At 74.4% G+C, this 21181-nt stretch carries 21 protein-coding genes; 6 read left to right on the top strand and 15 right to left on the bottom strand.

Annotated features, from left to right (window positions below):
* Window positions 1-5: 5 nt before the first annotated feature.
* Together HL054_RS00495 and HL054_RS00490 are read right to left on the bottom strand one after the other, a co-directional pair.
* The gene (locus HL054_RS00495; protein WP_369136721.1) at window positions 6-1223 is read right to left on the bottom strand and encodes a DUF885 domain-containing protein; all 1218 of its coding nucleotides are present in this window, start codon (window positions 1221-1223) and stop codon (window positions 6-8) included.
* Between the two features lie 93 nt (window positions 1224-1316).
* Entirely contained in the window at window positions 1317-2096 is a 780-nt protein-coding gene (locus tag HL054_RS00490; protein WP_369136720.1) for an isoprenyl transferase, read from the bottom strand.
* A 115-nt stretch (window positions 2097-2211) separates the two neighbouring features.
* Between HL054_RS00490 and trhA the strand changes: the two genes are divergently transcribed.
* On the top strand, window positions 2212-3039 hold the full coding sequence (trhA, locus tag HL054_RS00485; protein WP_369136719.1) for a PAQR family membrane homeostasis protein TrhA: 828 nt from the start codon (window positions 2212-2214) through the stop codon (window positions 3037-3039).
* A gap of 38 nt (window positions 3040-3077) precedes the next feature.
* Here the strand turns inward: trhA and HL054_RS00480 are convergent, their stop codons facing one another.
* The 5 genes from HL054_RS00480 to HL054_RS00460 all read right to left on the bottom strand — a co-directional run bounded on the left by HL054_RS00480 (window position 3078) and on the right by HL054_RS00460 (window position 6999).
* Window positions 3078-4004, bottom strand: a complete 927-nt coding sequence (locus HL054_RS00480; protein WP_369136718.1) for an HAAS signaling domain-containing protein — start codon at window positions 4002-4004, stop codon at window positions 3078-3080.
* Window positions 4001-4336, bottom strand: coding sequence for a PadR family transcriptional regulator (locus tag HL054_RS00475; protein ID WP_369136717.1), 336 nt, complete (start codon window positions 4334-4336; stop codon window positions 4001-4003). Before HL054_RS00475 ends, HL054_RS00480 begins: the two co-directional genes overlap by 4 nt.
* 106 nt (window positions 4337-4442) lie before the next feature.
* Window positions 4443-5687, bottom strand: a complete 1245-nt coding sequence (locus HL054_RS00470) for a geranylgeranyl reductase family protein (protein ID WP_369136716.1) — start codon at window positions 5685-5687, stop codon at window positions 4443-4445.
* Between the two features lie 116 nt (window positions 5688-5803).
* Window positions 5804-6388, bottom strand: coding sequence for a hypothetical protein (locus HL054_RS00465; protein ID WP_369136715.1), 585 nt, complete (start codon window positions 6386-6388; stop codon window positions 5804-5806).
* A 92-nt stretch (window positions 6389-6480) separates the two neighbouring features.
* Window positions 6481-6999 (bottom strand): phosphate-starvation-inducible PsiE family protein, encoded by a 519-nt coding sequence (locus HL054_RS00460; RefSeq protein ID WP_369136714.1) that lies wholly within the window; start codon window positions 6997-6999, stop codon window positions 6481-6483.
* A 214-nt stretch (window positions 7000-7213) separates the two neighbouring features.
* Between HL054_RS00460 and HL054_RS00455 the strand changes: the two genes are divergently transcribed.
* Complete coding sequence (locus HL054_RS00455; RefSeq protein WP_369136713.1) at window positions 7214-7786, top strand: AMIN-like domain-containing (lipo)protein; 573 nt, start codon at window positions 7214-7216, stop codon at window positions 7784-7786.
* 23 nt (window positions 7787-7809) lie between these two features.
* Here the strand turns inward: HL054_RS00455 and HL054_RS00450 are convergent, their stop codons facing one another.
* Together HL054_RS00450 and mca are read right to left on the bottom strand one after the other, a co-directional pair.
* Window positions 7810-8130, bottom strand: coding sequence for a hypothetical protein (locus tag HL054_RS00450; protein ID WP_369136712.1), 321 nt, complete (start codon window positions 8128-8130; stop codon window positions 7810-7812).
* Window positions 8127-9014 (bottom strand): mycothiol conjugate amidase Mca, encoded by an 888-nt coding sequence (mca, locus tag HL054_RS00445; RefSeq protein ID WP_369136711.1) that lies wholly within the window; start codon window positions 9012-9014, stop codon window positions 8127-8129. The genes HL054_RS00450 and mca overlap by 4 nt, the downstream gene beginning before the upstream one ends.
* A 222-nt stretch (window positions 9015-9236) precedes the next feature.
* Between mca and greA the strand changes: the two genes are divergently transcribed.
* Together greA and HL054_RS00435 are read left to right on the top strand one after the other, a co-directional pair.
* Window positions 9237-9743 carry a transcription elongation factor GreA gene (gene greA / locus HL054_RS00440; protein WP_369136710.1) on the top strand — a complete coding sequence of 169 codons (507 nt, stop codon included), beginning with the start codon at window positions 9237-9239 and terminating at the stop codon, window positions 9741-9743.
* A 20-nt stretch (window positions 9744-9763) separates the two neighbouring features.
* Window positions 9764-10096 carry an RNHCP domain-containing protein gene (locus HL054_RS00435; RefSeq protein WP_369136709.1) on the top strand — a complete coding sequence of 111 codons (333 nt, stop codon included), beginning with the start codon at window positions 9764-9766 and terminating at the stop codon, window positions 10094-10096.
* A 255-nt stretch (window positions 10097-10351) separates the two neighbouring features.
* Here HL054_RS00435 and HL054_RS00430 read toward each other — a convergent pair whose 3' ends face one another.
* The 5 genes from HL054_RS00430 to HL054_RS00410 all read right to left on the bottom strand — a co-directional run bounded on the left by HL054_RS00430 (window position 10352) and on the right by HL054_RS00410 (window position 16772).
* On the bottom strand, window positions 10352-12424 hold the full coding sequence (locus HL054_RS00430; protein ID WP_369136708.1) for a M3 family metallopeptidase: 2073 nt from the start codon (window positions 12422-12424) through the stop codon (window positions 10352-10354).
* Between the two features lie 73 nt (window positions 12425-12497).
* Complete coding sequence (locus HL054_RS00425; protein WP_369136707.1) at window positions 12498-13304, bottom strand: ABC transporter permease; 807 nt, start codon at window positions 13302-13304, stop codon at window positions 12498-12500.
* Window positions 13301-14305 (bottom strand): ATP-binding cassette domain-containing protein, encoded by a 1005-nt coding sequence (locus tag HL054_RS00420; RefSeq protein WP_369136706.1) that lies wholly within the window; start codon window positions 14303-14305, stop codon window positions 13301-13303. Before HL054_RS00420 ends, HL054_RS00425 begins: the two co-directional genes overlap by 4 nt.
* A 164-nt stretch (window positions 14306-14469) precedes the next feature.
* Window positions 14470-15156: a response regulator gene (locus HL054_RS00415; protein WP_369136705.1), complete on the bottom strand. Its 687-nt coding sequence runs from the start codon at window positions 15154-15156 to the stop codon at window positions 14470-14472.
* Window positions 15153-16772 carry a sensor histidine kinase gene (locus HL054_RS00410; protein WP_369136704.1) on the bottom strand — a complete coding sequence of 540 codons (1620 nt, stop codon included), beginning with the start codon at window positions 16770-16772 and terminating at the stop codon, window positions 15153-15155. The genes HL054_RS00415 and HL054_RS00410 overlap by 4 nt, the downstream gene beginning before the upstream one ends.
* Window positions 16773-16962: 190 nt before the next feature.
* Here HL054_RS00410 and HL054_RS00405 point away from each other — a divergent pair, with 190 nt between their 5' ends.
* Complete coding sequence (locus HL054_RS00405) at window positions 16963-18354, top strand: cation:dicarboxylate symporter family transporter (protein WP_369136703.1); 1392 nt, start codon at window positions 16963-16965, stop codon at window positions 18352-18354.
* Window positions 18355-18407: 53 nt separating this feature from the next.
* On the opposite strand, the gene ilvA is transcribed toward HL054_RS00405, so the two are convergent.
* Window positions 18408-19634, bottom strand: a complete 1227-nt coding sequence (ilvA, locus tag HL054_RS00400; protein WP_369136702.1) for a threonine ammonia-lyase — start codon at window positions 19632-19634, stop codon at window positions 18408-18410.
* An 80-nt stretch (window positions 19635-19714) separates the two neighbouring features.
* On the opposite strand from ilvA, the gene HL054_RS00395 reads away from it, so the two are divergent.
* Window positions 19715-21181: a sigma 54-interacting transcriptional regulator gene (locus tag HL054_RS00395; RefSeq protein ID WP_369136701.1), complete on the top strand. Its 1467-nt coding sequence runs from the start codon at window positions 19715-19717 to the stop codon at window positions 21179-21181.

The raw sequence follows: 21181 nt of genomic DNA, 5'->3' as shown, positions 1-21181 counted from the left end.
GGCGATCAGGCGCCGGCGAGCTCGGCCGTGATCACGGCGGGGGTCAGCGGCTCGTCGAGCAGCCGCAGGAAGCGGTCGGCGACCGGCTGCTCCGCCGGGCGGGCCGCCAGCCAGGTGGAGAGCAGGTCGAAACCCTCGACGTAGGTGGAGATGTAGGCCCGCCACAGCGGGTCGGTGAGGAAGCGCAGCTGCTGCACCGCGCGGTCGTGGCTGACCAGCGCCCAGCGCTGCAGGTGGGCAGCGACCTCGTCGGGGTCGGCGCCCCGGTCGTGCAGCAGGATCGCGGCGTCCTGGCGGACCCGGTTCAGCGGGGCGGCCGCCGTGGCGATCCGCTCGGCCAGGTGACCGTCGAACCGCAGCCCGAGGTCGGCCAGCACCTCGGCCGCCCACGGGCCCCAGCCCTCGCCGATCGCCGCCTCCACGCCCAGGTCCGCCAGCCCCTCGGCCATCAGGCACTCGGGGGTGTTGACCACGAACACCGTGTGCTCCAGGTGGTGCTCGCGCTCCACCAGGCCCTGCTCCTTGCGGCAGTGCTCGGTGTGGTGGCCGGGGTAGGACTCGTGCGCCACCAGGTGCGGCAGCTGGGCGAGCCGGTGCGGCAGGTCGGCGTTGATGGCCACCCGGGACCGGTAGCCGCCCTCGTAGTAGTTGAAGCCCGACCACGGCTTGTCGGTGACGACCTCGTACCGCACGGTCTCCGACTCCGGCAGGCCGTACTGCCCGCGGACCCGGTCGCGCAGCGCCGAGGAGAGCGCATGGACGGCGGACTCGAGCTTCGCCGGCGGGCACTCCTCGCGGCGGCGGTGCCGGGCGTACCGCTCGGCCAGGGTGCCGCTGCCGGGCAGCAGCTGCTCCAGCTCGGTGTGCGCGGCGGCGTACTCCGCGGTGTCCCCCAGCGACACCTGCACCTGGAAGTAGGCCTCCACCTCGGCGATGAAGCCGACCGGCTCCCCGCCCATCTTGCGGGCGGTGCACTCCAGCCCGGTCAGCTGGCCGCGCAGGTAGGCGGTCCGGTCTGCCGGCAGGGACGCCGAGTCCAGCTCGCCGAGCAGCGCACGCGCCTGGTCCCGCAGCTGGTGCGGGGTGGGCGCGGGCTCGTCGGCGACGGCCGAGCGCAGCCGCGGGTCGCCGGTGTAGGCATCGACGAAGCCGGACTCCAGCCGGTCGAAGCGCAGCCCCAGCCGCACGTACTCCAGGGGGACGTCGACCGCGCCGGCTGCCATGCCCGCGATCTTCTCAGCCGCCCGGACACAGGCGGCCTCCGCCCCGGTTCCGCTCCTCGGTCGCCGGCGCTCCCTGCGATGCTCGCCGGAGCGTCAGCCGCCGAAGCGGCGGTGCCGCGCGGCGTAGTCCCGCAGCGCCCGGAGGAAGTCGACCCGGCGGAAGTCGGGCCAGTAGACGTCGGTGAAGTGGAACTCGGAGTTCGCCGTCTGCCACAGCAGGAAGCCGGAGAGCCGCTGCTCGCCGCTGGTCCGGATCACCAGGTCCGGGTCGGGCTGCCCGCGGGTGTAGAGGTGCTCGGCGATGTGGTCGACCTCGAGCGCCTCGACCAGCTCGGGCAGCGTCGTCCCCCGTTCGGCGTGCTCGGTCAGCAGCGACCGGACGGCGTCGGCGATCTCCTGGCGCCCGCCGTAGCCGACGGCGAGGTTGACCGTCGCCCCGGGCCGGCCCTGGGTGTCGCCCTCGGCCTTCTTCAGCACCGCGGCGGTCTCCGCCGGCAGCAGCTCCAGCGCACCCATCGGCCGCAGCTGCCAGCGCCGGCCGGGGCGGGACAGGTCGGTGGCGACGTCCTCGATGATCGACAGCAGCGCGCTCAGCTCTGGCTCGGGACGCCCCAGGTTGTCCGTGGAGAGCATGAACAGCGTGACCACCTGGACGCCGGCGTCGTCGCACCAGCCCAGCAGGTCGACGATCTTCTCGGCGCCACGCCGGTGGCCGTGGGCGACGTCCTCGAGGCCGATGGCCCGGGCCCAGCGCCGGTTGCCGTCCATGATGACGCCCACGTGCCGCGGGATGTCCGCCCCCAGCAGTGCCCGGGCGAGACGGCGCTCGTAGAGGACGGTGAGCCCGTCCCGGACCTTCCTGCGGACCCCCACGCCGCCACCCTAGGACCAGGGGGCCGCCCCGGCCGACCCGAGGGCGCGCCGGTGCCCGGCAACCTCACAGCCGGCTCGGGATGACGCGCCACCTACTGCTCCGTAACCTCGGTGCATGACCCTCTCCCCTGACCGCGAGGACCAGGTCCGGGTCAGCGCCGGCGGCGCCGAGCTGGAGGCCCCGCTGGCCGAGGCGGTGTGCACCGTCCACGCCGAGGGCGAGCAGGTCGACGGCGTCGCGATGCAGGGCGAGTGGGCCCTCAGCGAGTACGGCGACCGGGACTACGACCACCCCGACTCCCGGCCCCGGATGCGCGGCTGGCTGCACCTGTTCGCCTTCTTCGGCTCGATCCTGGCCGCCGCGGTGCTCATCCCGCTGGCGTTCGTCGAGGGCGCTCGGGCCGGCTTCCCGGTGACGGTCTACTGCGTGACCATCCTGGGCCTGTTCGGGGTCAGCGCGCTGTACCACCGCCGCCGCTGGTCACCGCGCGGCTGGGCGCTGATGAAGCGCGCGGACCACTCGATGATCTTCCTGTTCATCGCCGGCACGTACACCCCGTTCGCCTTCCTCGCGGTGCCCGAACCCACCGGGTGGTGGCTGCTGGTCACCGTGTGGACCGGCGCGCTGCTCGGCATCGGGCTGAAGATGGCCTGGCCGCACGCGCCCCGCTGGCTCGGCGTCCCGATCTACCTGGCCCTGGGCTGGGCCGCGGTGTTCGTGCTGGTCGACATCCTCGACCTGGTCGGCGTCACCGTGCTGGTCCTCATGGCCGCCGGCGGCCTGCTCTACAGCGTCGGCGCGATCGCGTACGCGTCGAAGCGGCCCAACCCCTGGCCGGGCACGTTCGGCTACCACGAGGTCTTCCACGCGATGACCATCGTGGCCGCGACCTGCCACTACATCGCCGTCTACTTCGCGATCTACAACAGCCCGTTCGTCTGAGGAAGGACCCTCCTGCCCCCCGCCCTGCAGGAGGGCCGTCAGGGCGTGGGGGTGGCGGGCGCCTCCGGCACGGGGACGACGACCGGCCGCCCCTGGTCGTCGTACGTGTGCACCTGCCGCTGCTGCGGGAAGGCGTTGCCGGGCTGCACCGGGGAGCCGGGGACGGTCTCCACCAGCTCCCCGTCGACGGTCCAGTCGGCGAGGTCGTCGATCGGCCGCCCGTCCTGGTCGTACAGCAGGACGCCGGTCAGCGGCTCTCCGGTCGAGGAGTACGGCAGCACGTTGGTGATCGGCGTGCCGTCCTCGTGGACGAGGGTGTCCGGGGCGCCGTCGTCGTAGTAGACCGGCTCGGCGGAGGCCACGCCGGTGCGGTCGGCCAGCCCCACCAGGGCGATCAGCGCGAGCAGCCCCAGCCCGGCGTTGAGCACGATGGCGGCGCGGCCCGGGGCGCGCCCCTCGGCCCTGGCCCGCAGCCCCAGGCGCACCGACCAGGCGACCGCCGCGGCGGTGACCACGAAGCCCACCGGGCCGAGCCCCAGCGTGGGCACCGGGAAGGACGTGCCGCCCACGAAGACCACGTCGACGGCGGTCACCGCGGCCCAGGCGCGCAGCACCCACCACGCGGGCCGGAGCTCGGGCAGGAACTCCTCGACCTGGCGCACCGGACCCCAGGCGCGCAGCCGGGCGACCAGTTCAGCACCGCCGGCGAGCGCCCCGGCCCGGCGCTCGGCGGGACCGGCCGGCAGCCCGGCCGCGCTCCGCAGCTCGTCGGCGTAGGCGGCCGGCGACCCGAGCCGGAACTCCAGCGGCGCCTCGTCGTCGGCGGCCACCTCGGCGAGGTGCTCCTCGAGGTCGTCGAGCAGCTCCTCGCTCCGGTCGGCCGGGACGTCGGCCAGCGCCGCCCGCACCGCCGCCGCGTACCCGGCGATCTCCGCCGTCCGGGCGGTCCCCGTCGCACTGGTCATGACGCCACCTCCGCGTTCTGCTGCAGCAGCGCCGTCATGGTGTCGGCGAAGCCGTGCCAGGTCTTGGTCGAGATCTCGAGCTGGGAGCGTCCGGAGACGTTGAGCCCGTAGTACTTCCGGTGCGGCCCCTCCGCGGAGGGGACCACGTAGGAGGTCAGGTGCCCGGCGGAGTACAGCCGGCGCAGGGTGCCGTAGACCGACGCGTCCCCGACGTCCTGCAGCCCGGCCGCGCGCAGCCGCCGGACGACGTCGTAGCCGTAGCCGTCCTCGCCGTCCAGGACCGCGAGGACGGCGAGGTCCAGCACCCCCTTGAGCAGCTGCGTGGTGTCCATCGCGCCTCCCCGGCCGTTGATGTGCACCGCACGCTACTGCGCATCGCGCACTAGCCGCGACAGGCGGGCGGCGTGTCCGCCCCACACCGGCCTGCGGGCGGTGCGCTCAGGCGAAGGGTGGGCGGTGGTCCAGCCGGACCGACAGCCGGCCGGCCAGCCGCCAGGCGCGTGCGACGACGTCCCGGTCTGCCTCGGTGACCAGGTTGCCCATCACCCGCAGCGCGACGGTCATCAGGGCCCGCGAGCGCATCCCGACCGGTCCGGCCGCCGGCAGCAGCCGGGGCACGGTGAGCAGCCCGGCCAGCCGCCGGGCGATCGAGAACGCCTCGCCGTAGTGCCGGCGCAGGCCGGCCGGCCACGCCCGGGACCAGTCGTCCTCGTCGAACAGCTCGACGACGGTGCGGCCGGTCTCCAGGCCGTAGTCGATGCCCTCGCCGTTGAGCGGGTTGACGCAGCCGGCCGCGTCGCCGATCAGCGCCCAGTTGCGGCCGGCGACGTTCGACACCGCCCCGCCCATCGGCAGCAGGGCGCTGGCCGGGGCGCGGACGGCGCCGTCGATCTGCCACTCCTCGCGCCGCTGGTCGGTGTAGAGCTCCAGCAGGCTGCGCAGCCGGACGTCGGCCGGGCGCCGCTCGGTGGCCAGCGTGCCGACCCCGACGTTGACCTGACCGTCGCCCAGCGGGAAGACCCAGCCGTAGCCGGAGAGCAGCTCACCGTCGGCGCCGCGCAGCTCCAGGTGCGAGGAGATCCACTCGTCGTCGCTGCGGCCGGAGGTGACGTACCCGCGGGCCGCGACGCCGTAGGCGGTGTCCTTGTGCCACTCGCGGCCGAGCACCCGGCCCAGCGGCGAGCGGGCGCCGTCGGCGACGACCAGCCGGCGGCAGCGCACGGTGCTGACCGCGTCGTCCGGGCCGCGGAAGACCACGCCGGTCACCCGGTCGCCGTCCCGCTGCACGTCGACCGCGCGGGACCCCTCGAGCGGTGCGGCCCCGGCGGCCAGGGCGACGTCCCGGATGCGGGCGTCCAGCTCGGTCCGCGGGACGGCACCGCCGTGGTCGGGCAGCGACCCGCCGGGCCAGGGCAGCAGCAGCTCCTGGCCGAAGCCGGCGGCGCGCAGCCCCCGGTTGCGACCCTTGGACCGGACCCAGTCCCCCAGCCCGAGCCGGTCGAGCTCGCCCATCGCCCGCGGGGTCAGCCCGTCGCCGCAGGTCTTGTCCCGCGGGAAGACCGCGGCGTCGGCGAGCACGACGTCCGCGCCGCTGCGGGCCGCCCAGGCGGCTGCCGCCGAGCCGGCCGGACCGGCTCCGACCACCAGGACGTCGGTCTCCGTGGGCTCGACGGCAGTGGTCACCCGACCCAGTGTCCCCGCTGCCCGCCACCCGGGATCAGGTGACCTGATCCCGGGTGCTCCTGGCTCACGGCAGGAGGTGAGCCAGGAGCACGGGAGGTGAGCTCGGACGCGCGGCCTCAGTCGACGCGGGGCCCCTGCGCGCGCACCTGCTCCACACCGGCCATGGCCTCGCGCAGCTGGGTGAGCCAGTCGTCGGTGTGCTGGCCGACCAGGCGCACGGCCCAGGCCAGCGCCTCCGAGCGCGACCGGGCGACCCCGGCGTCGACCAGGGTGTCCAGGACCAGCCGCTCAGGCTGCCGCAGCCGGGTCATCACCGGCACCGACAGGGTGGTGAACAGCTCGCGCTCGCCGCCGCAGCTGGCACCCCAGGCGACCGACCGGCCGTAGCGCTCCTGCGCCGCGTCGGCGATCGCCATCCGCTGGGTGCGGGTCTGCTCACGGAAGCGGGCGATCCGGCCGGCCCGGGCGGCCGCCGGGTCGCCGTCACCGGCGTCGGGCTCGGGGACGGCGCCGACGACGGTGATCTCGTCCCGGTCGATCACCAGCTCGACCGGACCGGCGAACCACTCGTCGGGCAGCCGGCCGGCGAACCAGCCGGCGACCTCGGCCCGCTCGACGGGCGGCGGGGCGTCGGCGGCGCGACCGCGGGCGCGGCCCCGGCCGGGGAAGCCCTCGGGTGGGAAGCGGTGGTGTGCGTGCACGGTGTCCTCCTCGGGACGACGAACTGTGTGCACCACTGTAAGCGTGTAATCAGCCGTCGGTGCGACTGTCGGTCAGCCCAGAGCGGACACAGTCAGCTGCCCTCGTCCGGCTCCCGTTCCTTGACCCGCAGCGCCCAGGCGGTGCTGCCGAGCAGCAGGACCAGGACGCCGAGCACCGCGATCTCGGTGATCCGGTCGTCGAACTCCGCGCCCTTGCCGATCACGCCGGCCGCCTCGACGGAGAGCACGACGATCTCCTTGATCGAGGCGATGATCCCGACCAGCAGGAAGGGCTCGGCCACGAGCTCGCGCCGCTCGACGGTGGTCCGGACGGCGAAGAGCAGCTCGACGACGATGAAGACCAGCAGCAGGACGTCGAGGACCTCGAGGACCGGGGTGGTCGAGAAGTCGCCGACCAGGCCCCAGCTGGTCTTCGCCGCGACGCCGAGCAGCAGCAGCGCGGTGGCCACCAGGAAGATCGCGATGCCGGTGTAGACGACGTTCTCGGCGATCTCCAGCGCCCGGGTGCCCACCCGGCCCAGACCCGGCGGATGGCCACGCTTCTCGGGGTCGCGCTGCTCCGAGTCGCGCGTGCTGCGCTGGGTGGTCATCCGGTGATCATGGGGCAGCGGTCCAGCGTGCGGGCACGGACGCCCCGCACCGTCCCCCCGGAGGGTCAGCCGGGCGTCCGTGGCGGTGCACAACGACCACGGGACCTGACAGCCGACACGCCCACGATTCGGTGGTTGTGGAGCCTCTGCACATCTGGTATTGGGCGGCGTGTCGCGGGACGCTGCCGCCGGCGCACACCACTGGAGGCACGCCATGGACAGTCCCCGTCCCCGTCCTCTGTCCCGTCTCCTGCTCGTCCTGGCCGCGGTCGCTGTGACGATGCTCGGCCTGGTCGGGCCCGCCCACGCCGCGCCCTGGTGCAGCCTCACCTGGGGGTCTCAACCCGAGGGCGACCCGTCCGGCCCGGGCAGCGCCGGAGCCGTCGTGCACGACGTCCGGGCCGGGCAGCACGCGTGCTTCGACCGGCTGGTCGTCGACGTCTCGGGCGCGACCCGGGTCGGCTACGACGTCCGGTACGTCCCGCAGCTGGTGGCCGACGGCTCCGGCCGGCCGGTCCCGGTCCGCGGCGGCGCCGTGCTGCAGGTCGTGGTGCACGCGCCGGCGTACGACGCGAACGGCTCCGCGACCTACCGGCCGGCCGACCCGCGCGAGCTGGTCCGCACGACCGGCTGGGCCACCTTCCGGCAGGTGGCCTGGGCTGGGTCCTTCGAGGGCAGCACGACCGTGGGCATCGGCACCCGGGCGCGGCTGCCGTTCCGGGTCGCCGTGCTCACCGGCCCCGGCTCAGGCAGCCGGGTCGTCGTGGACGTCGCGCACCGCTGGTGACCCCGGCAGGAGACGGCGGCCGGTCAGGCCCGCGGGCCCGGCCGGCCGTCGTCGTCCCGGGGCGGCTCGATCGCCAGCGGCGCCCGGCGCAGCGTGTCCAGCAGCTCCTCGCCGGGGTCCCGCGCCGGGGTGGTGACCAGCTCGGCCGGGGTGTCGGGCACCTGGTCGGCCGGGTCGAAGCTCATCGGCACCTTCTTCAGGTGCCGCCCCATCGACCGGCCCAGCACGATCACCGCGATGAGCAGCAGGACGATCAGCAGCAGGCCGAGCGGGCCGGCCTTGCCGACGTCCTCGGGGAGCTGCGGCTGCTCGGCGGCGGCGAGCAGGACAAGCGCGGTGTTCACGAGATCTCCGCCGAGCAACGGATGCCCGCGAACAGGTCGTCCTCGGGCGTCGGTGAGTCGACGACCGACCGGGCCAGCTCGTAGTCCTCCGTCGGCCAGGCGTTGCTCTGCACGTCCAGCGGCACGGAGAACCAGCGGCCGGTCGGGTCGATCTGGGTGGCGTGCGCGATGAGCGCGGCGTCCCGGACCGGGAAGTACTCCGCGCACGGCACCTGGGTGGTGACCCGGTGGGAGATGTCCTTCTCCGGGTCCCAGTCGGCCAGCCACTCGGTGTACGGGGACTCCGCGCCGCTGGCCAGGATGGCCTCGTGCAGCGCCTTCGTCCGGGGCAGCGTGAAGCTCATGTGGTAGTAGAGCTTGCTGATCTGCCAGGGCTCACCGAGCTCCGGGTAGCGCTCCGGGTCGCCGGCCGCCTCGAAGGCGTGCACGGAGATCTCGTGGGTCTTGATGTGGTCGGGGTGCGGGTAGCCGCCGCGCTCGTCGTACGTCGTCATCACCTGCGGCTTGAACCGGCGGATCAGCTCGACCAGCGGGGCGGCGGCCTCCTCGAGCGGCACCAGCGCGAAGCAGCCCTCGGGCAGCGGCGGCAGCGGGTCGCCCTCGGGCAGGCCGGAGTCGACGAAGCCGAGGAACTCCTGCTCGACGCCGAGGATCTCGCGGGCCTTCGCCATCTCCTCGGTGCGGATCTCCGCCATCCGCTCCCAGACCTCGGGGCGGTCCATGGCGGGGTTGAGCACCGAGCCGCGCTCGCCACCGGTACAGGTGGCCACCATCACGCGCACGCCCTCGGCGACGTACTTGGCCATGGTGGCGGCGCCCTTGCTCGACTCGTCGTCGGGGTGGGCGTGCACCGCGAGCAGACGCAGCTGGTCCGGTTCGGTCACCTCCTCATTGTGACCCTCCGACGCGGACCCTGGTGCGCGGGCCGGGACATCGGCACTGTGCCGGTCGCCACGCTGCCGCCCCGGGTCCCGGCCGCGGACTTCTGCCCGGTGCCGTTCCGATGGCGGCTGCGTCGGGACACCTCGCGGTGTTAGGTTGCCCGGATTGACCACCCGGTGGCCCTCCTGACGGAGGGTCGCGCTTCCGAGCACCAGGAGTGATCCGTGTCCACCCCGACTGACCAGCAGGACCAGGGCGTCTGGCTGACGCAGGAGGCCCACGACCGGCTGCGCGCCGAGCTCGACCAGCTGATCGCGAGCCGTCCGGCGATGGCCAAGGAGATCAACGACCGCCGCGAGGAGGGTGACCTCAAGGAGAACGGCGGCTACCACGCGGCCCGCGAGGAGCAGGGCAAGGCCGAGGGCCGCATCCGGCAGCTCACCGACCTGCTGCGCAAGGCGCGGGTGGGCGCCGCCCCGACCGAGGCGACCAACGCCGCGCTCGGCACGGTCATCACGATCGCCTTCGACGGCGACGAGGACGACACGGAGAAGTTCCTCCTCGGCTCCCGCGAGATCGCCGGCACCACCGAGCTCACCGTCTACTCCCCCGAGTCGGCGCTGGGCTCGGCGATCGTGGGCGCCGCACCGGGCGACACGGTCACCTACACGGCACCCAACGGCAAGCAGATCTCGGTCAAGGTGCTGGCCGTCGAGCCGTTCGCACCCTGACCGACCGCACGACCAGCACGATGACGGGCGGGCAGGCGCGGGGCCGGCGGGCGGAGAACACCGACTTCGTCTGCGGCCACTGCTCGACCCTGGTGCCGGCGAACACCGACGGCCACTACCGCAACCACTGCCCGTGGTGCCTGTGGTCCCTGCACGTCGACGAACTGCCCGGCGACCGGGCCAGCGAGTGCCGGGCGCTGATGGAGCCCATCGGCCTGGTGGAGAAGTCCGGCAAGGGCTGGCAGGTGGTGCACCGCTGCACGCGGTGCGGCCACCGCCAGCCCAACCGGCTGGTCCGCGACGGCGCCGCCCCCGACGACCTCGACCTGGTCCTCGAACTCCCCTGGCTGTAGCCCGCGCGTTGATCAGGTGCCCTGATCGAAGACCGTCCCCCCGCACCGACGTTGCTGCGGGAGGACGGCCTTTGATCAGGGCACCTGATCGAAGTCGGCGGGCGGCGGGCGGCGGCCGGCTGAGCGCGGCGCACCCTGCTGACCGCATTGCACGCGGTCTGTGCGCACTGCTCGGGCTGCGGCGCGTGCAGTGCGGCCACAACACGTGCAACGAGGGCGGCCGCCGGGCAGGCGGCCGCCCTCGTCGACCCGCCGTCAGGCGGGTTGGGCGGTCAGGCCACGGCGGCGGAGCAGGGGGCCGGTGTCGGCGTCCCGGCCCCGGACCGCGCGGAAGGCCCCGAGGGCGTCGACGGACCCGCCGCGGGACAGCAGCCGGTCGCGGAAGACGTCGCCGTTGGCCCGGGTCAGCCCGCCGTTCTCCTTGAACCACTCCACGGTGTCGGCGTCCAGCACCTCCGACCAGATGTAGGAGTAGTAGCCGGCCGAGTAGCCACCGGCGAAGACGTGCTGGAAGTACGTGGTGCGGTAGCGCGGCGGGACGAGGTCCGAGGCCACCCCGGCCGCCGCCAGCGCCTGCGCCTCGAAGGCCTGCGGGTCCTCGACGACGGTCTCCGGGTCGAGCCGGTGCCACGCCTGGTCCAGCAGCGTGGCGGCCAGGTACTCCAGCGTCGCGAACCCCTCACCCCACAGCGAGGCCGCCTCGATGGCCTGCACCGTCGCGGCCGGCAGCGGCTCCCCCGTCTCGACGTGCGTGGCGTAGTGGCCGACCACCTCCGGCCAGAGCGCCCACATCTCGTTGACCTGGCTGGGGAACTCGACGAAGTCCCGCGGGACGGCGGTGCCGGAGAACCGCGGGTAGGTGACGTCGGAGAACAGCCCGTGCAGCGCGTGGCCGAACTCGTGGAACAGCGTGGTGACCTCCGACAGGGTCAGCAGCGTGGGCTGCCCCGGGGCCGGGCGGGTGACGTTGAGGTTGTTGAAGACCACCGGCCGGGTGCCCAGCAGCGACGTCTGCGGGACGAAGCTGCTCATCCAGGCCCCGCCGCGCTTGCCCTCGCGGGCGTGGAAGTCGCCGAGGTAGAGCCCGACCGGCTGCCCGTCGGGGCCGGTGACCTCCCAGACGCGGGTGTCGGGGTGGTAGCCGACGAGCTCGGGACGCGGGGAGAACGTGCAGCCGTAGAGCAGCTCGGCGGCGCGGAAGACGCCGTCGACGAGCACCCGGTCGAGCTCGAACCAGGGCCGCAGCGCCGTGCTGTCGACGGCGTACCGCTCGGCCCGCACCCGCTCGGAGTAGAACGCCCAGTCCCAGGCGGCCAGCTCGACCCCGTCGGCGGCGGCCAGCTCGGCCAGCACCGCGGCCTCGGCCCCGGCGTTGGCGACCGACGGGCCGACCAGCTCGCCGAGCAGGGCGTCGACCGCCGCAGAGGTCTTCGCGGTCTGGTCCGCGGCGATCAGGTCGGCGTGGGTGTCGAACCCGAGCAGCCGGGCTCGCACCGCACGCAGGTGGGCCATCTCGGCCGCGACCGGGCCGTTGTCGTGCTCGCCGGACGACGCCCGGGTCACCGACGCCTCGTACAGCCGGCGGCGCAGCTCCCGGTCCCGCAGCTTGGCCAGCGCCGGCTGCCCGCTGGGCAGCACCAGGGTGAGCAGGTGGGCGCCCGCGTGGCCCCGCTCGGCCGCCGCGCCGGCTGCGGCGGCGACCTCGGCCTCGGACAGCCCGTCGAGCTCGGCCGGGTCGTCGACCACGACGGCGGCGGCGGTGGTCGCCGCCTGCAGGTTCTGGTCGAAGGCGGTGCTCAGCTCGGCCAGCCGCTGGTTGAGCTCCCGCAGCCGGGCGCGCCCGGCGTCGTCCAGGGCGGCGCCGGCCAGCACGAAGTCGAGGTGGTAGCGCTCGACCAGCCGCACCTGCTCCTCGTCGAGCCCGGCGTCGTGGCGGCCGGCGTGCACCGCGTCGACCCGGGCGAACAGCGCCGGGTCGAGCCGGAGGGCGTCCGCGTGGGCGGCGGCCAGCGGGGCGAACTCGCGCTCGATCTCCCGGATGCGCGTGTCGGAGACCGCCGAGGTCATGTTGTAGTACACCCGCTCGGCCCGGGAGAGCAGCTGCCCGGACCGCTCCAGGGCGACCACCGTGTTGTCGAAGGTCGGCTCCGCCGGGTCGGCGACCACCGCGGCGACCTCGGCACGGTGCTCGGCCATGCCGGCGAACAGCGCCTCGCGGACGTGCTCCGCGGTGATGTCGGCGAACGGCGGGAGCTGGTAGGGCAGCTGCGACGGCGCCGCGAGCGGGTTCGACGCGGGCAGGGGCGCAGGGGCGGGTGAGGAAGTCATCGCTGCCATCCTCGCCCGCCGCCCCGCCCCGCACCCGGCGACCCCACCGCGATCCGGACGACGGGGTCCTTCTTCAGCGGCTGGCCGTGCGCAGGTAGGCCCGCACCGACAGCGGCACGAAGACCGCCAGGATCGCCACGGCCCACAGCAGGGTGTAGAGCACCGGGTTCTGCAGCGACCACGCCTCCGGCTCGGGCGTCCCCGCGGGGATGTTGCCGAAGAGCTCGCGGGCCGCCTGGGTGACCGTGGAGACCGGGTTCCACTCGGCGAACCCGCGCAGCACCGCCGGGAAGCTCTCCAGCGGCACGAAGGTGTTCGCCACGAACGTGATCGGGAAGATCACGATGAAGCTGGCGTTGTTCACCACCTCGGGCGTGCGGACCAGCAGCCCGACCATCGCCATCAGCCAGGAGATGGCGTAGGCGAAGACCAGCAGGATCAGGAAGCCCCCGACCGCCTCGGCGACGGAGGAGTTGATCCGCCAGCCGACGAGCAGCCCGGTCACCGCCATGACCGCGATGGAGATGGCGTTGAGCCCTAGGTCGGCCACCGTGCGGCCGATGAGCACCGCCGAGCGGGACATCGGCAGCGACCGGAACCGGTCGATGAGCCCCTTCTGCATGTCGTCGGCGATGCTCGCGCCGGTGATGGTGGACCCGAAGACCACCGTCTGGGCGAAGATGCCCGGCAGCAGGAACTCGGCGTAGGTGATCCCGTCGGGCAGCTCGATCGCGCCACCGAAGACGTACCGGAACAGCACCACGAACATGATCGGCGACAGCGTCGCGGCCACGATCAGGTCGGGCACGCGCTTGACCTTGATCAGGTTGCGGCGGGTGATGACGACGCTGTCGGAGACGGTCTCGGCCAGGGTGCTCATCGGGAGGCTCCTGCGCTGACGGTGGTCGTGGTGGGGGCCGCGTCGCCCGAGGGCTCGGCGTCCTCCGCGGCGTGCCCGGTGAGGGTGAGGAAGACGTCGTCCAGGTCGGGCCGGCGCAGCCCGATGTCCAGCACGTCGGCGTCGACGCCGACGAGCCGGCGCAGCGCCTCGGCCAGCGTGTCGGTGCCGCCGGTGACCGGCACGGACAGCCGCCGGGTCTGCTGGTCGGCCTGCACCTCGCCGTGGGACAACGGCCGCAGCGCCTCGGTGACGGCGGCGAGCTGCTCGACGCTGCGGACGGTGAGCTCCAGCCGTTCGCCACCGACCTGGGCCTTCAGCTCGTCGGCGGTGCCGCGGGCGATGACCCGGCCCTTGTCGATGACCACCATCCGGTCGGCCAGCCGGTCGGCCTCCTCCAGGTACTGGGTGGTGAGCAGGATCGTCGTCCCGTCGTGGACGAGGTCGGCGATGAACTCCCACATGCCGAGCCGGCTGCGCGGGTCGAGCCCGGTGGTGGGCTCGTCGAGGAAGAGCACCTTGGGCCGGGCGATCAGCGAGGCGGCGATGTCCAGCCGGCGGCGCATGCCCCCGGAGTAGGTCTTCGCCGGGCGGTCGGCCGCGTCGGTGAGGTCGAAGCGCTCCAGCAGCTGACCGGCGCGCAGCTTGGACTCGCGCTTGCCCAGCCGGTACAGCCGCCCGACCATCTCCAGGTTCTCGGCCCCGGTCAGGTACTCGTCGACCGCGGCGTACTGCCCGGTGAGCCCGATCGCGGCGCGGACCTGGTCGGCCTGGGTGGCGACGTCGAGCCCGGCGACCTCGGCGCGCCCGGCGTCGGGGCGCAGCAGCGTGCTCAGGATCCGGACGACGGTGGTCTTGCCGGCGCCGTTGGGCCCCAGCAACCCGAGGACCGTGCCCTCGGAGACGGTGAGGTCGACCCCGGCGAGCGCGGTGTTCTCCCCGAAGCGCTTGACGAGCCCCTCGACGACGACGGCGTTGGTCATGCCCCGCACGCTAGGGCCGACCTACGACAGTTCTCGCCCTGTTTTCCGGTGACCCCGGCGGTCCGGTCCATCTGCACTCCTCCAGCGGCACGTGGTGCGGGCGGCCGGCTCGGCGGCCCACCCCTCCAGACCCGCGCCGCCGCAGGAACTCATCGGCCGGCCGCTCACCGCCACCGGTACTCGAGCTCGGGCCGCCCGGTGCCGCCGTAACGCGGTGCGCGGACCACCACGCCGGTGTCGGCCAGGTGCTCCAGGTAGCGCCGGGCGGTGATCCGCGAGGCGCCGATCAGCTCGGCGGTCCCGGCCGCCGACAGCCCCTCCCCCTCCCGCGTGGCGGCGCGCACCGCCGTCACGACCGCGTCCAGCGTCTCCCGCGCCAGGCCCTTGGGCAGCGGCGCCGGCCGGGCCGGGCGGGCGGCCTCCAGCACCCGGTCGACGGCGTCCTGACCGGCCACGTCCCCCTCGGCCCGGACCTGCGCCCGGTAGTCGAGGTAGGCGGTCAGCCGGTCGCGCAGCGCGGCCTGGCTGAACGGCTTGAGCAGGTAGCCCACGACGCCGTGGGCGGCGGCCGCGCGCACGGTCACCAGCTCGCGGGCGGAGGTGACCGCCAGCACGTCGACGTCCCGGCCCGAGGCCCGCAACCGGCGGCACAGCTCGATGCCGTGGGTGTCGGGCAGGTTCATGTCCAGCAGCACCAGGTCGACGTGGTGCCGGGAGAGCGCCTCCCAGGCCGCGGCGCCGGTGCCGGCCACCGCGACCACCGAGAAGCCGGGCGTCCGGTCGACGTAGGCCCGGTGGGCGTCCGCGGCGACCGGCTCGTCCTCGACCACCAGCACCTGCAGGTCGCTCACCGGGGCACCTGCGCCGGCGCCCGGACCGGGAGCGACACCTCGAACAGCCCGCCGGGGCCCGGCCGGACGGTGACCGTGCCGCCGTTGCGCCGGACCGCCTGGGCCACCAGCGCCAGCCCCAGGCCGCGGCCGAGACCACGCGGCGCCGTCGACTCCTTCGTCGTCCAGCCGCGCTCGAAGACCCGCTCCGGGTCGCTCACGCCCGGCCCGGTGTCCTCGACCCGGACCTCCAGCCGCTCGTCGGCCACCCACAGCGAGAGCTGCACCTCCCGCGGCGGGTCGCCGAGCAGGGCCGCGTCGATCGCGTTGTCCAGCAGGTTGCCGACGATGGTCACCAGGTCGCCGCCGGGGATGCCGGTGGCGCCCACGTGGGTCTCTGGGTCGATCTCCAGGACGACGCCCCGCTCGTGCGCGGTGGCCGCCTTGCCCAGCAGCAGCGCGGCCAGCACCGGCTCGCCGACCGCCGCCACCACCCGGTCGGTGAGCTGCTGGGCCTGGGCCAGCTCGGCCGTGGCGAACGCGACGGCCTCCGCACCGCGGCCCAGCTCGACCAGCGACACGGTCGTGTGCAGCCGGTTCGCGGCCTCGTGCGCCTGGGCCCGCAGCGACTCGGCGAAAGAGCGCACGCTGTCCAGCTCGCCGGTGAGCGCCTGCAGGTCCGTGTGGTCGCGCAGGGTGACCACGGTGCCGACCGACCGGCCGTGCTGGGTCGCCGGGGCCTGGTTGACCACCAGCACGCGGGAGCCGCTCACGTGCACCTCGTCGGCCGCCGGGCGCTGGTCGGTCAGCGCCGCGGTCAGCTCGGCCGAGAGCCCCAGCTCGCCGACGTGCCGCCCGGTGACGTCGCCGTCGAGGTCGAGCAGCCGGCGGGCCTCGTCGTTGACCAGCTGCACCCGGCGGTCGGCGTCCAGCAGCAGCAGCCCCTCCCGGACCGCGTGCAGCACCGCGTCGTAGTACTCCAGCATCCGCACCAGCGTCGCCGCCCCCAGCCCGCGGGTCTGCCGGTGCAGTCGCCGGCTGATCGCCCAGCTGCCGAGCACCCCGACGGCGAGCACGGCCAGCACCGCGGCGAGCAGGCCGGGCAGCGCGGCGGTCACGTCGTCGCCGATCGCCGCCACGGTGATGCCCACGCTGACCAGCGCCACCACCTCGGTGTCGCTGCCGGTCGCGAAGACCGGCGCCACGGCCCGGACCGACGGGCCCAGCGTGCCGCTGTAGGTCTCGGTGAACGTGCGGCCGGACAGCGCCGGGCCGACGGTGCCGAGGAAGGGCCGGCCGATCTCGGCCGGGTCGGGGTGGGTGAAGCGGGTGCGGTCCGGGGCGAGCACGGTGATGAAGGAGATGCCCGTGTCGGCCCGGACCTGCTCGACGTAGGGCTGCAGGACCGCGGTCGGGTCGGCCCCGACGACGGCCTCCCGGACCAGCGGGGAGTCGGCGATCGCCTCGGCCGTGCTGCGCGCCTCGGTGGTCGCCCGGCTCTCGACCGCGTCGCCGGCCTGCCGCCAGCCGACCAGCCCGAGCACGAGGACGACGACCAGCACGACCAGCCCCTGCAGCAGGAGCAGCTGGCGGGCCAGGCTGCCGCGGTCGCGGACCAGCGCCGAGGGGGTGCGCACCGGCCGAGTGTGCCCCGCCGCACGGGCCGGCGGTGCCGCTCCCCACCCGGTCGGGTACCGGCGCTGTCACCGAACGCAATGAACGAATCAGTGACCGGCATCACCTGCGGGCCCAGAGTGCTCCTGTCGCCGACGTCGGCGACGTCACGGCGGTCCCCCGCCGCCAGCCACCGACTCCACAGGAGCAGTCATGGCCGCGACCACGGCATCCTCAGCGCGCCCGGCCCCGTCCGGCAGACGCGACCGCACCCACTGGCTCTACATCGCGGTGATCGTCGCGGTGGTCCTCGGCATCGCCGTCGGCCTGGCCTTCCCCGACTTCGCCGTCTCGCTCAAGTGGCTGGGCACGGCGTTCGTCGGGCTGATCCGCATGATCATCGCGCCGGTCATCTTCTGCACGATCGTGCTGGGCATCGGGGCGATCCGGCGGGCGGCGCAGGTCGGCCGGATCGGCGGCCTGGCGCTCGGCTACTTCATCACCATGTCGACGGTGGCGCTGGCGATCGGCCTGGTCGTCGGCAACGTGCTGCACCCGGGTGAGGGCCTGCAGCTGACCGACGAGGTCCGCGGCGCCGGGGAGGAGCTGCTGGCCGAGGCGGAGGAGACGGCCCCCGAGGGGACCACCGGGTTCATCCTGTCGCTCATCCCCACCACGCTGCTGTCCTCGCTCACCTCGGGCTCGGTGCTCCAGGCGCTGCTCATCGCGCTGCTGGTCGGCTTCGCCCTGCAGGCCATGGGCAACGCCGGCACCCCGATCCTGACCGGCGTCGGCCACCTGCAGCGGCTGGTCTTCCGCATCCTCGCGATGATCATGTGGGTCGCCCCGATCGGCGCCTTCGGGGCGATCGCCGCGGTCGTCGGTGCCACCGGGACCGACGCGCTCAAGAGCCTCGGCATCCTGATGCTCGGCTTCTACGCCACCTGCGCCGTGTTCGTGTTCGTCTTCCTCGGCGCGATCCTCAAGGTGGTCGTCGGGATCAACGTCTTCACGTTCCTCAAGTACCTGGGCCGCGAGTACCTGCTGATCGTCTCCTCGTCGTCGTCGGAGACCGCGCTGCCCCGGTTGATCGCCAAGATGGAGCACGCCGGCGTGAGCAAGCCCGTCGCCGGCATCGTGGTGCCGACCGGGTACTCGTTCAACCTCGACGGCACCGCGATCTACCTGACGATGGCCTCGCTGTTCATCGCCGAGGCCCTCGGTGACCCGCTGAGCATCGGCGAGCAGGTCAGCCTGCTGGTCTTCATGATCATCGCCTCGAAGGGCGCGGCCGGGGTCTCCGGCGCCGGCCTGGCCACCCTGGCCGGCGGGCTGTCCTCGCACCGGCCCGAGCTGCTCGACGGCGTCGGCCTGATCGTCGGCATCGACCGGTTCATGTCCGAGGCCCGCGCGGTCACCAACTTCTCCGGCAACGCCATCGCCTGCATGCTGGTGGCGACCTGGACCAAGGAGCTGGACCGGGAGCAGATGACGGCCGTGCTCGCCGGCGAGCGCCCGTTCGACGAGACCACGATGCTCGACGACGGCCACGGGGCGCCGGCGGACGGGCCCGCCCCGGCGGAGCCGGCGGCCGCCGTCCGCTGACCGCGCACCGCACCGGTGCCCGCGCCCTCCCCGGGGGCGCGGGCACCGTCGCGTCAGTCGACCCGCGGGGCGTAGCCGGCGGCCGCGAGGGCGGCCAGCACGTCCCGGGCGTGGTCGGGCCCGCGGGTCTCCAGGTGCACGCCGACCTCGACCTCGCCGAGGTCCAGCCGCGCCGTCGTCCGCTCGTGCTCGACCGACAGCACGTTGGCCGACAGGCCGGCCAGCTCGCGGAGCAGGGCCGCCAGCGACCCCGGCCGGTCGGGCACCTGCACCCGCAGCGACAGGTAGCGCCCGGCCGCGGCCATGCCGTGCTGGACGACCTTCATCATCAGCACCGGGTCGATGTTGCCGCCGGAGACCACCGCCACCACCGGCGGCGCGAACGCGGCCGGGTCGGCCATCACCGCGGCGACCGCGGCCACGCCGGCCGGCTCGACCACCAGCTTGGCCCGCTCCAGGCAGAACAGCAGGGCCCGGGACAGGTCGCCCTCGGTGACCGTGCGGACCTCGTCGACCAGGCCCGCCACGTGCGACAGCGTGAGGTCACCGGGCGCGGCGACGGCGATGCCGTCGGCCATGGTCGCCATGGCGCCGAGCGGCACCGGCCGGCCGGCGGCCAGCGAGGCGGGGAAGGCGGCTGCGGCGGCGGCCTGCACGGCGACCACCCGGACGTCGGGACGGCGCGCCTTGACCGCGGCGGCGATCCCCGAGACCAGCCCGCCCCCGCCGGTGCACACGACGACGGTCGCCACGTCCGGGCACTGCTCGAGCAGCTCCAGCCCCACCGTGCCCTGGCCGGCGATGACGTCGGGGTGGTCGAAGGGGTGGATGAACACCGAGCCGGTGGCGGTGGCGTGCTCCACCGCGGACAGCAGCGCCTCGGTGAGCGTCGCCCCGCCGAGCCGGGCGTCGGCGCCGTAGCCGCGGGTGGCGGCGACCTTGGGCAGCGGCGCGCTCTCCGGCATGAACACGGTGGCCGACGCCCCCAGCTCGCGGGCGGCGAGCGCGACCCCCTGCGCGTGGTTGCCGGCGCTGGCCGCGACCACGCCGCGGGCCCGCTCCTCCGGCGTCAGCCGCGCGATCCGGGTGTAGGCGCCGCGGATCTTGAACGACCCGCCGCGCTGCAGGTTCTCGCACTTGAGCCAGACCGGGCCGCCGACCTGCTCGGCGAGGGCGCGGGAGTGCTCGAGCGGGGTGCGCCGGACGACGCCGTCGAGCAGCGCGGCGGCCGCCTCGACGTCGGCACCGCTGACCAGGGGGACTGCACCGGGGACGGACACGGCACCGATCCTCGCAGTCCGGCGCCGGACAGCGACGACGGACGACCCACCCGTCACACTCCCGTCGTACCGTGGTCGAGGTGACGGACGCCGCACCGCTGGGGACCTCGCAGTCCCCCACCCCTCCCGCTCCCACGACCCTCGGTGAGCTCCGCGACAGCGGGGCCGCCCCCAAGCCCGTCAAGGCCGAGATCCGCGCCAACCTGCTCGCCCGGCTCGCCGCCGGGGAGCCGACCCTGCCGGGCATCGTCGGCTTCGAGGACACCGTCGTCCCGGAGGTCGAGCGCGCGCTCATCGCCGGGCACGACCTGGTCCTGCTCGGCGAGCGCGGCCAGGGCAAGACCCGGCTGATCCGCACCCTCGTCGGCCTGCTCGACGAGTGGACGCCGGTGCTGGTCGGCAGCGAGCTCAACGAGCACCCGCTGCAGCCGATCAGCGTCTGGGGCCACCGCCAGGTCGCCGAGCACGGCGACGCGACCCCCGTCGGCTGGCTGCACCGCAGCGACCGGTTCGGGGAGAAGCTGGCCACCCCGGACACCAGCGTCGGTGACCTGATCGGCGACGTCGACCCGATCAAGGTCGCCGAGGGCCGCACCCTGGGCGACCCGGAGACGGTGCACTACGGCCTGGTGCCGCGCACCAACCGCGGGATCTTCAGCGTCAACGAGCTGCCCGACCTCGCCGAGCGCATCCAGGTGGCGTTGCTCAACGTGCTCGAGGAGCGCGACATCCAGATCCGCGGCTACCGGGTGCGGCTGCCGCTGGACCTGCTGCTGGTGGCCAGCGCCAACCCCGAGGACTACACCAACCGCGGGCGGATCATCACCCCGCTCAAGGACCGGTTCGGCGCCGAGGTGCGCACCCACTACCCGATCGAGCTCGCCGACGAGGTCCGGCTGCTGCACCAGGAGGCGCAGACCAGCTGGCCCACCGGCGCCGGCTTCGACGCCCCGCTGGTGCCCGAGCACCTGGTCGAGATCGTCGCCCGGTTCACCCGGCTGGTCCGCGAGTCCAGCCACGTCGACCAGCGGTCCGGCGTCAGCGCGCGGTTCGCCATCGCCGGGCTGGAGACGCTGGCCGCCTCCGCCGTCCGCCGGGCCGCGGTGGCCGGGGAGCCGCGGCCGGTGGCCCGGGTCGTCGACCTGCCGAGCATCGTACCGGCCAGCCGCGGCAAGGTGGAGTTCGCCGACGCCGGCAGCGACAACGACGACGACCGCGACCTCGAGGTGCTGGAGCACCTGCTCCGGCAGGCCACCGCGCAGACCTTCCGGGCCCGCTGCGGCGGGCTGGACCTGACCGGCCTGCAGGAGCACTTCTCCGGCGGCGACACCGTCGAGTCCGGCGACCTGGTCCCGGCCGCGGCGCTGCTCGGCCAGCTCGGCACCATCCCGCACCTGGCCCAGCTGCTCGGCCGGCTCGGCGTGCCGGAGGGCGAGCAGTCCGCCGAGCAGGCCGCCGCCGCGGTCGAGTTCGCGCTGGAGGGGCTGTACCTCACCCGCCGGCTGGCCAAGGACACCGACGGCTCCCGCACGGTGTACGGGGCCTGA

This window comes from Modestobacter versicolor (genome assembly GCF_041028285.1).
Classification (GTDB): Bacteria; Actinomycetota; Actinomycetes; order Mycobacteriales; family Geodermatophilaceae; genus Modestobacter; species Modestobacter versicolor_A.
Note: the sequence above shows the minus strand (reverse complement) of the source record. Positions and strands in the feature narration are given on the sequence as shown.

Bases quoted from the DNA above. Each gene is read 5' to 3' on its own strand.
- HL054_RS00495 (WP_369136721.1), bottom strand. From the start codon at position 1,223: ATGGCAGCCGGCGCGGTCGACGTCCCCCTGGAGTACGTGCGGCTGGGG.
- trhA (WP_369136719.1), top strand. From the start codon at position 2,212: ATGACCCTCTCCCCTGACCGCGAGGACCAGGTCCGGGTCAGCGCCGGC.
- HL054_RS00480 (WP_369136718.1), bottom strand. From the start codon at position 4,004: ATGACCAGTGCGACGGGGACCGCCCGGACGGCGGAGATCGCCGGGTAC.
- HL054_RS00475 (WP_369136717.1), bottom strand. From the start codon at position 4,336: ATGGACACCACGCAGCTGCTCAAGGGGGTGCTGGACCTCGCCGTCCTC.
- HL054_RS00460 (WP_369136714.1), bottom strand. From the start codon at position 6,999: ATGACCACCCAGCGCAGCACGCGCGACTCGGAGCAGCGCGACCCCGAG.
- HL054_RS00455 (WP_369136713.1), top strand. From the start codon at position 7,214: ATGGACAGTCCCCGTCCCCGTCCTCTGTCCCGTCTCCTGCTCGTCCTG.
- HL054_RS00435 (WP_369136709.1), top strand. From the start codon at position 9,764: ATGACGGGCGGGCAGGCGCGGGGCCGGCGGGCGGAGAACACCGACTTC.
- HL054_RS00430 (WP_369136708.1), bottom strand. From the start codon at position 12,424: ATGACTTCCTCACCCGCCCCTGCGCCCCTGCCCGCGTCGAACCCGCTC.
- HL054_RS00425 (WP_369136707.1), bottom strand. From the start codon at position 13,304: ATGAGCACCCTGGCCGAGACCGTCTCCGACAGCGTCGTCATCACCCGC.
- HL054_RS00420 (WP_369136706.1), bottom strand. From the start codon at position 14,305: ATGACCAACGCCGTCGTCGTCGAGGGGCTCGTCAAGCGCTTCGGGGAG.
- HL054_RS00405 (WP_369136703.1), top strand. From the start codon at position 16,963: ATGGCCGCGACCACGGCATCCTCAGCGCGCCCGGCCCCGTCCGGCAGA.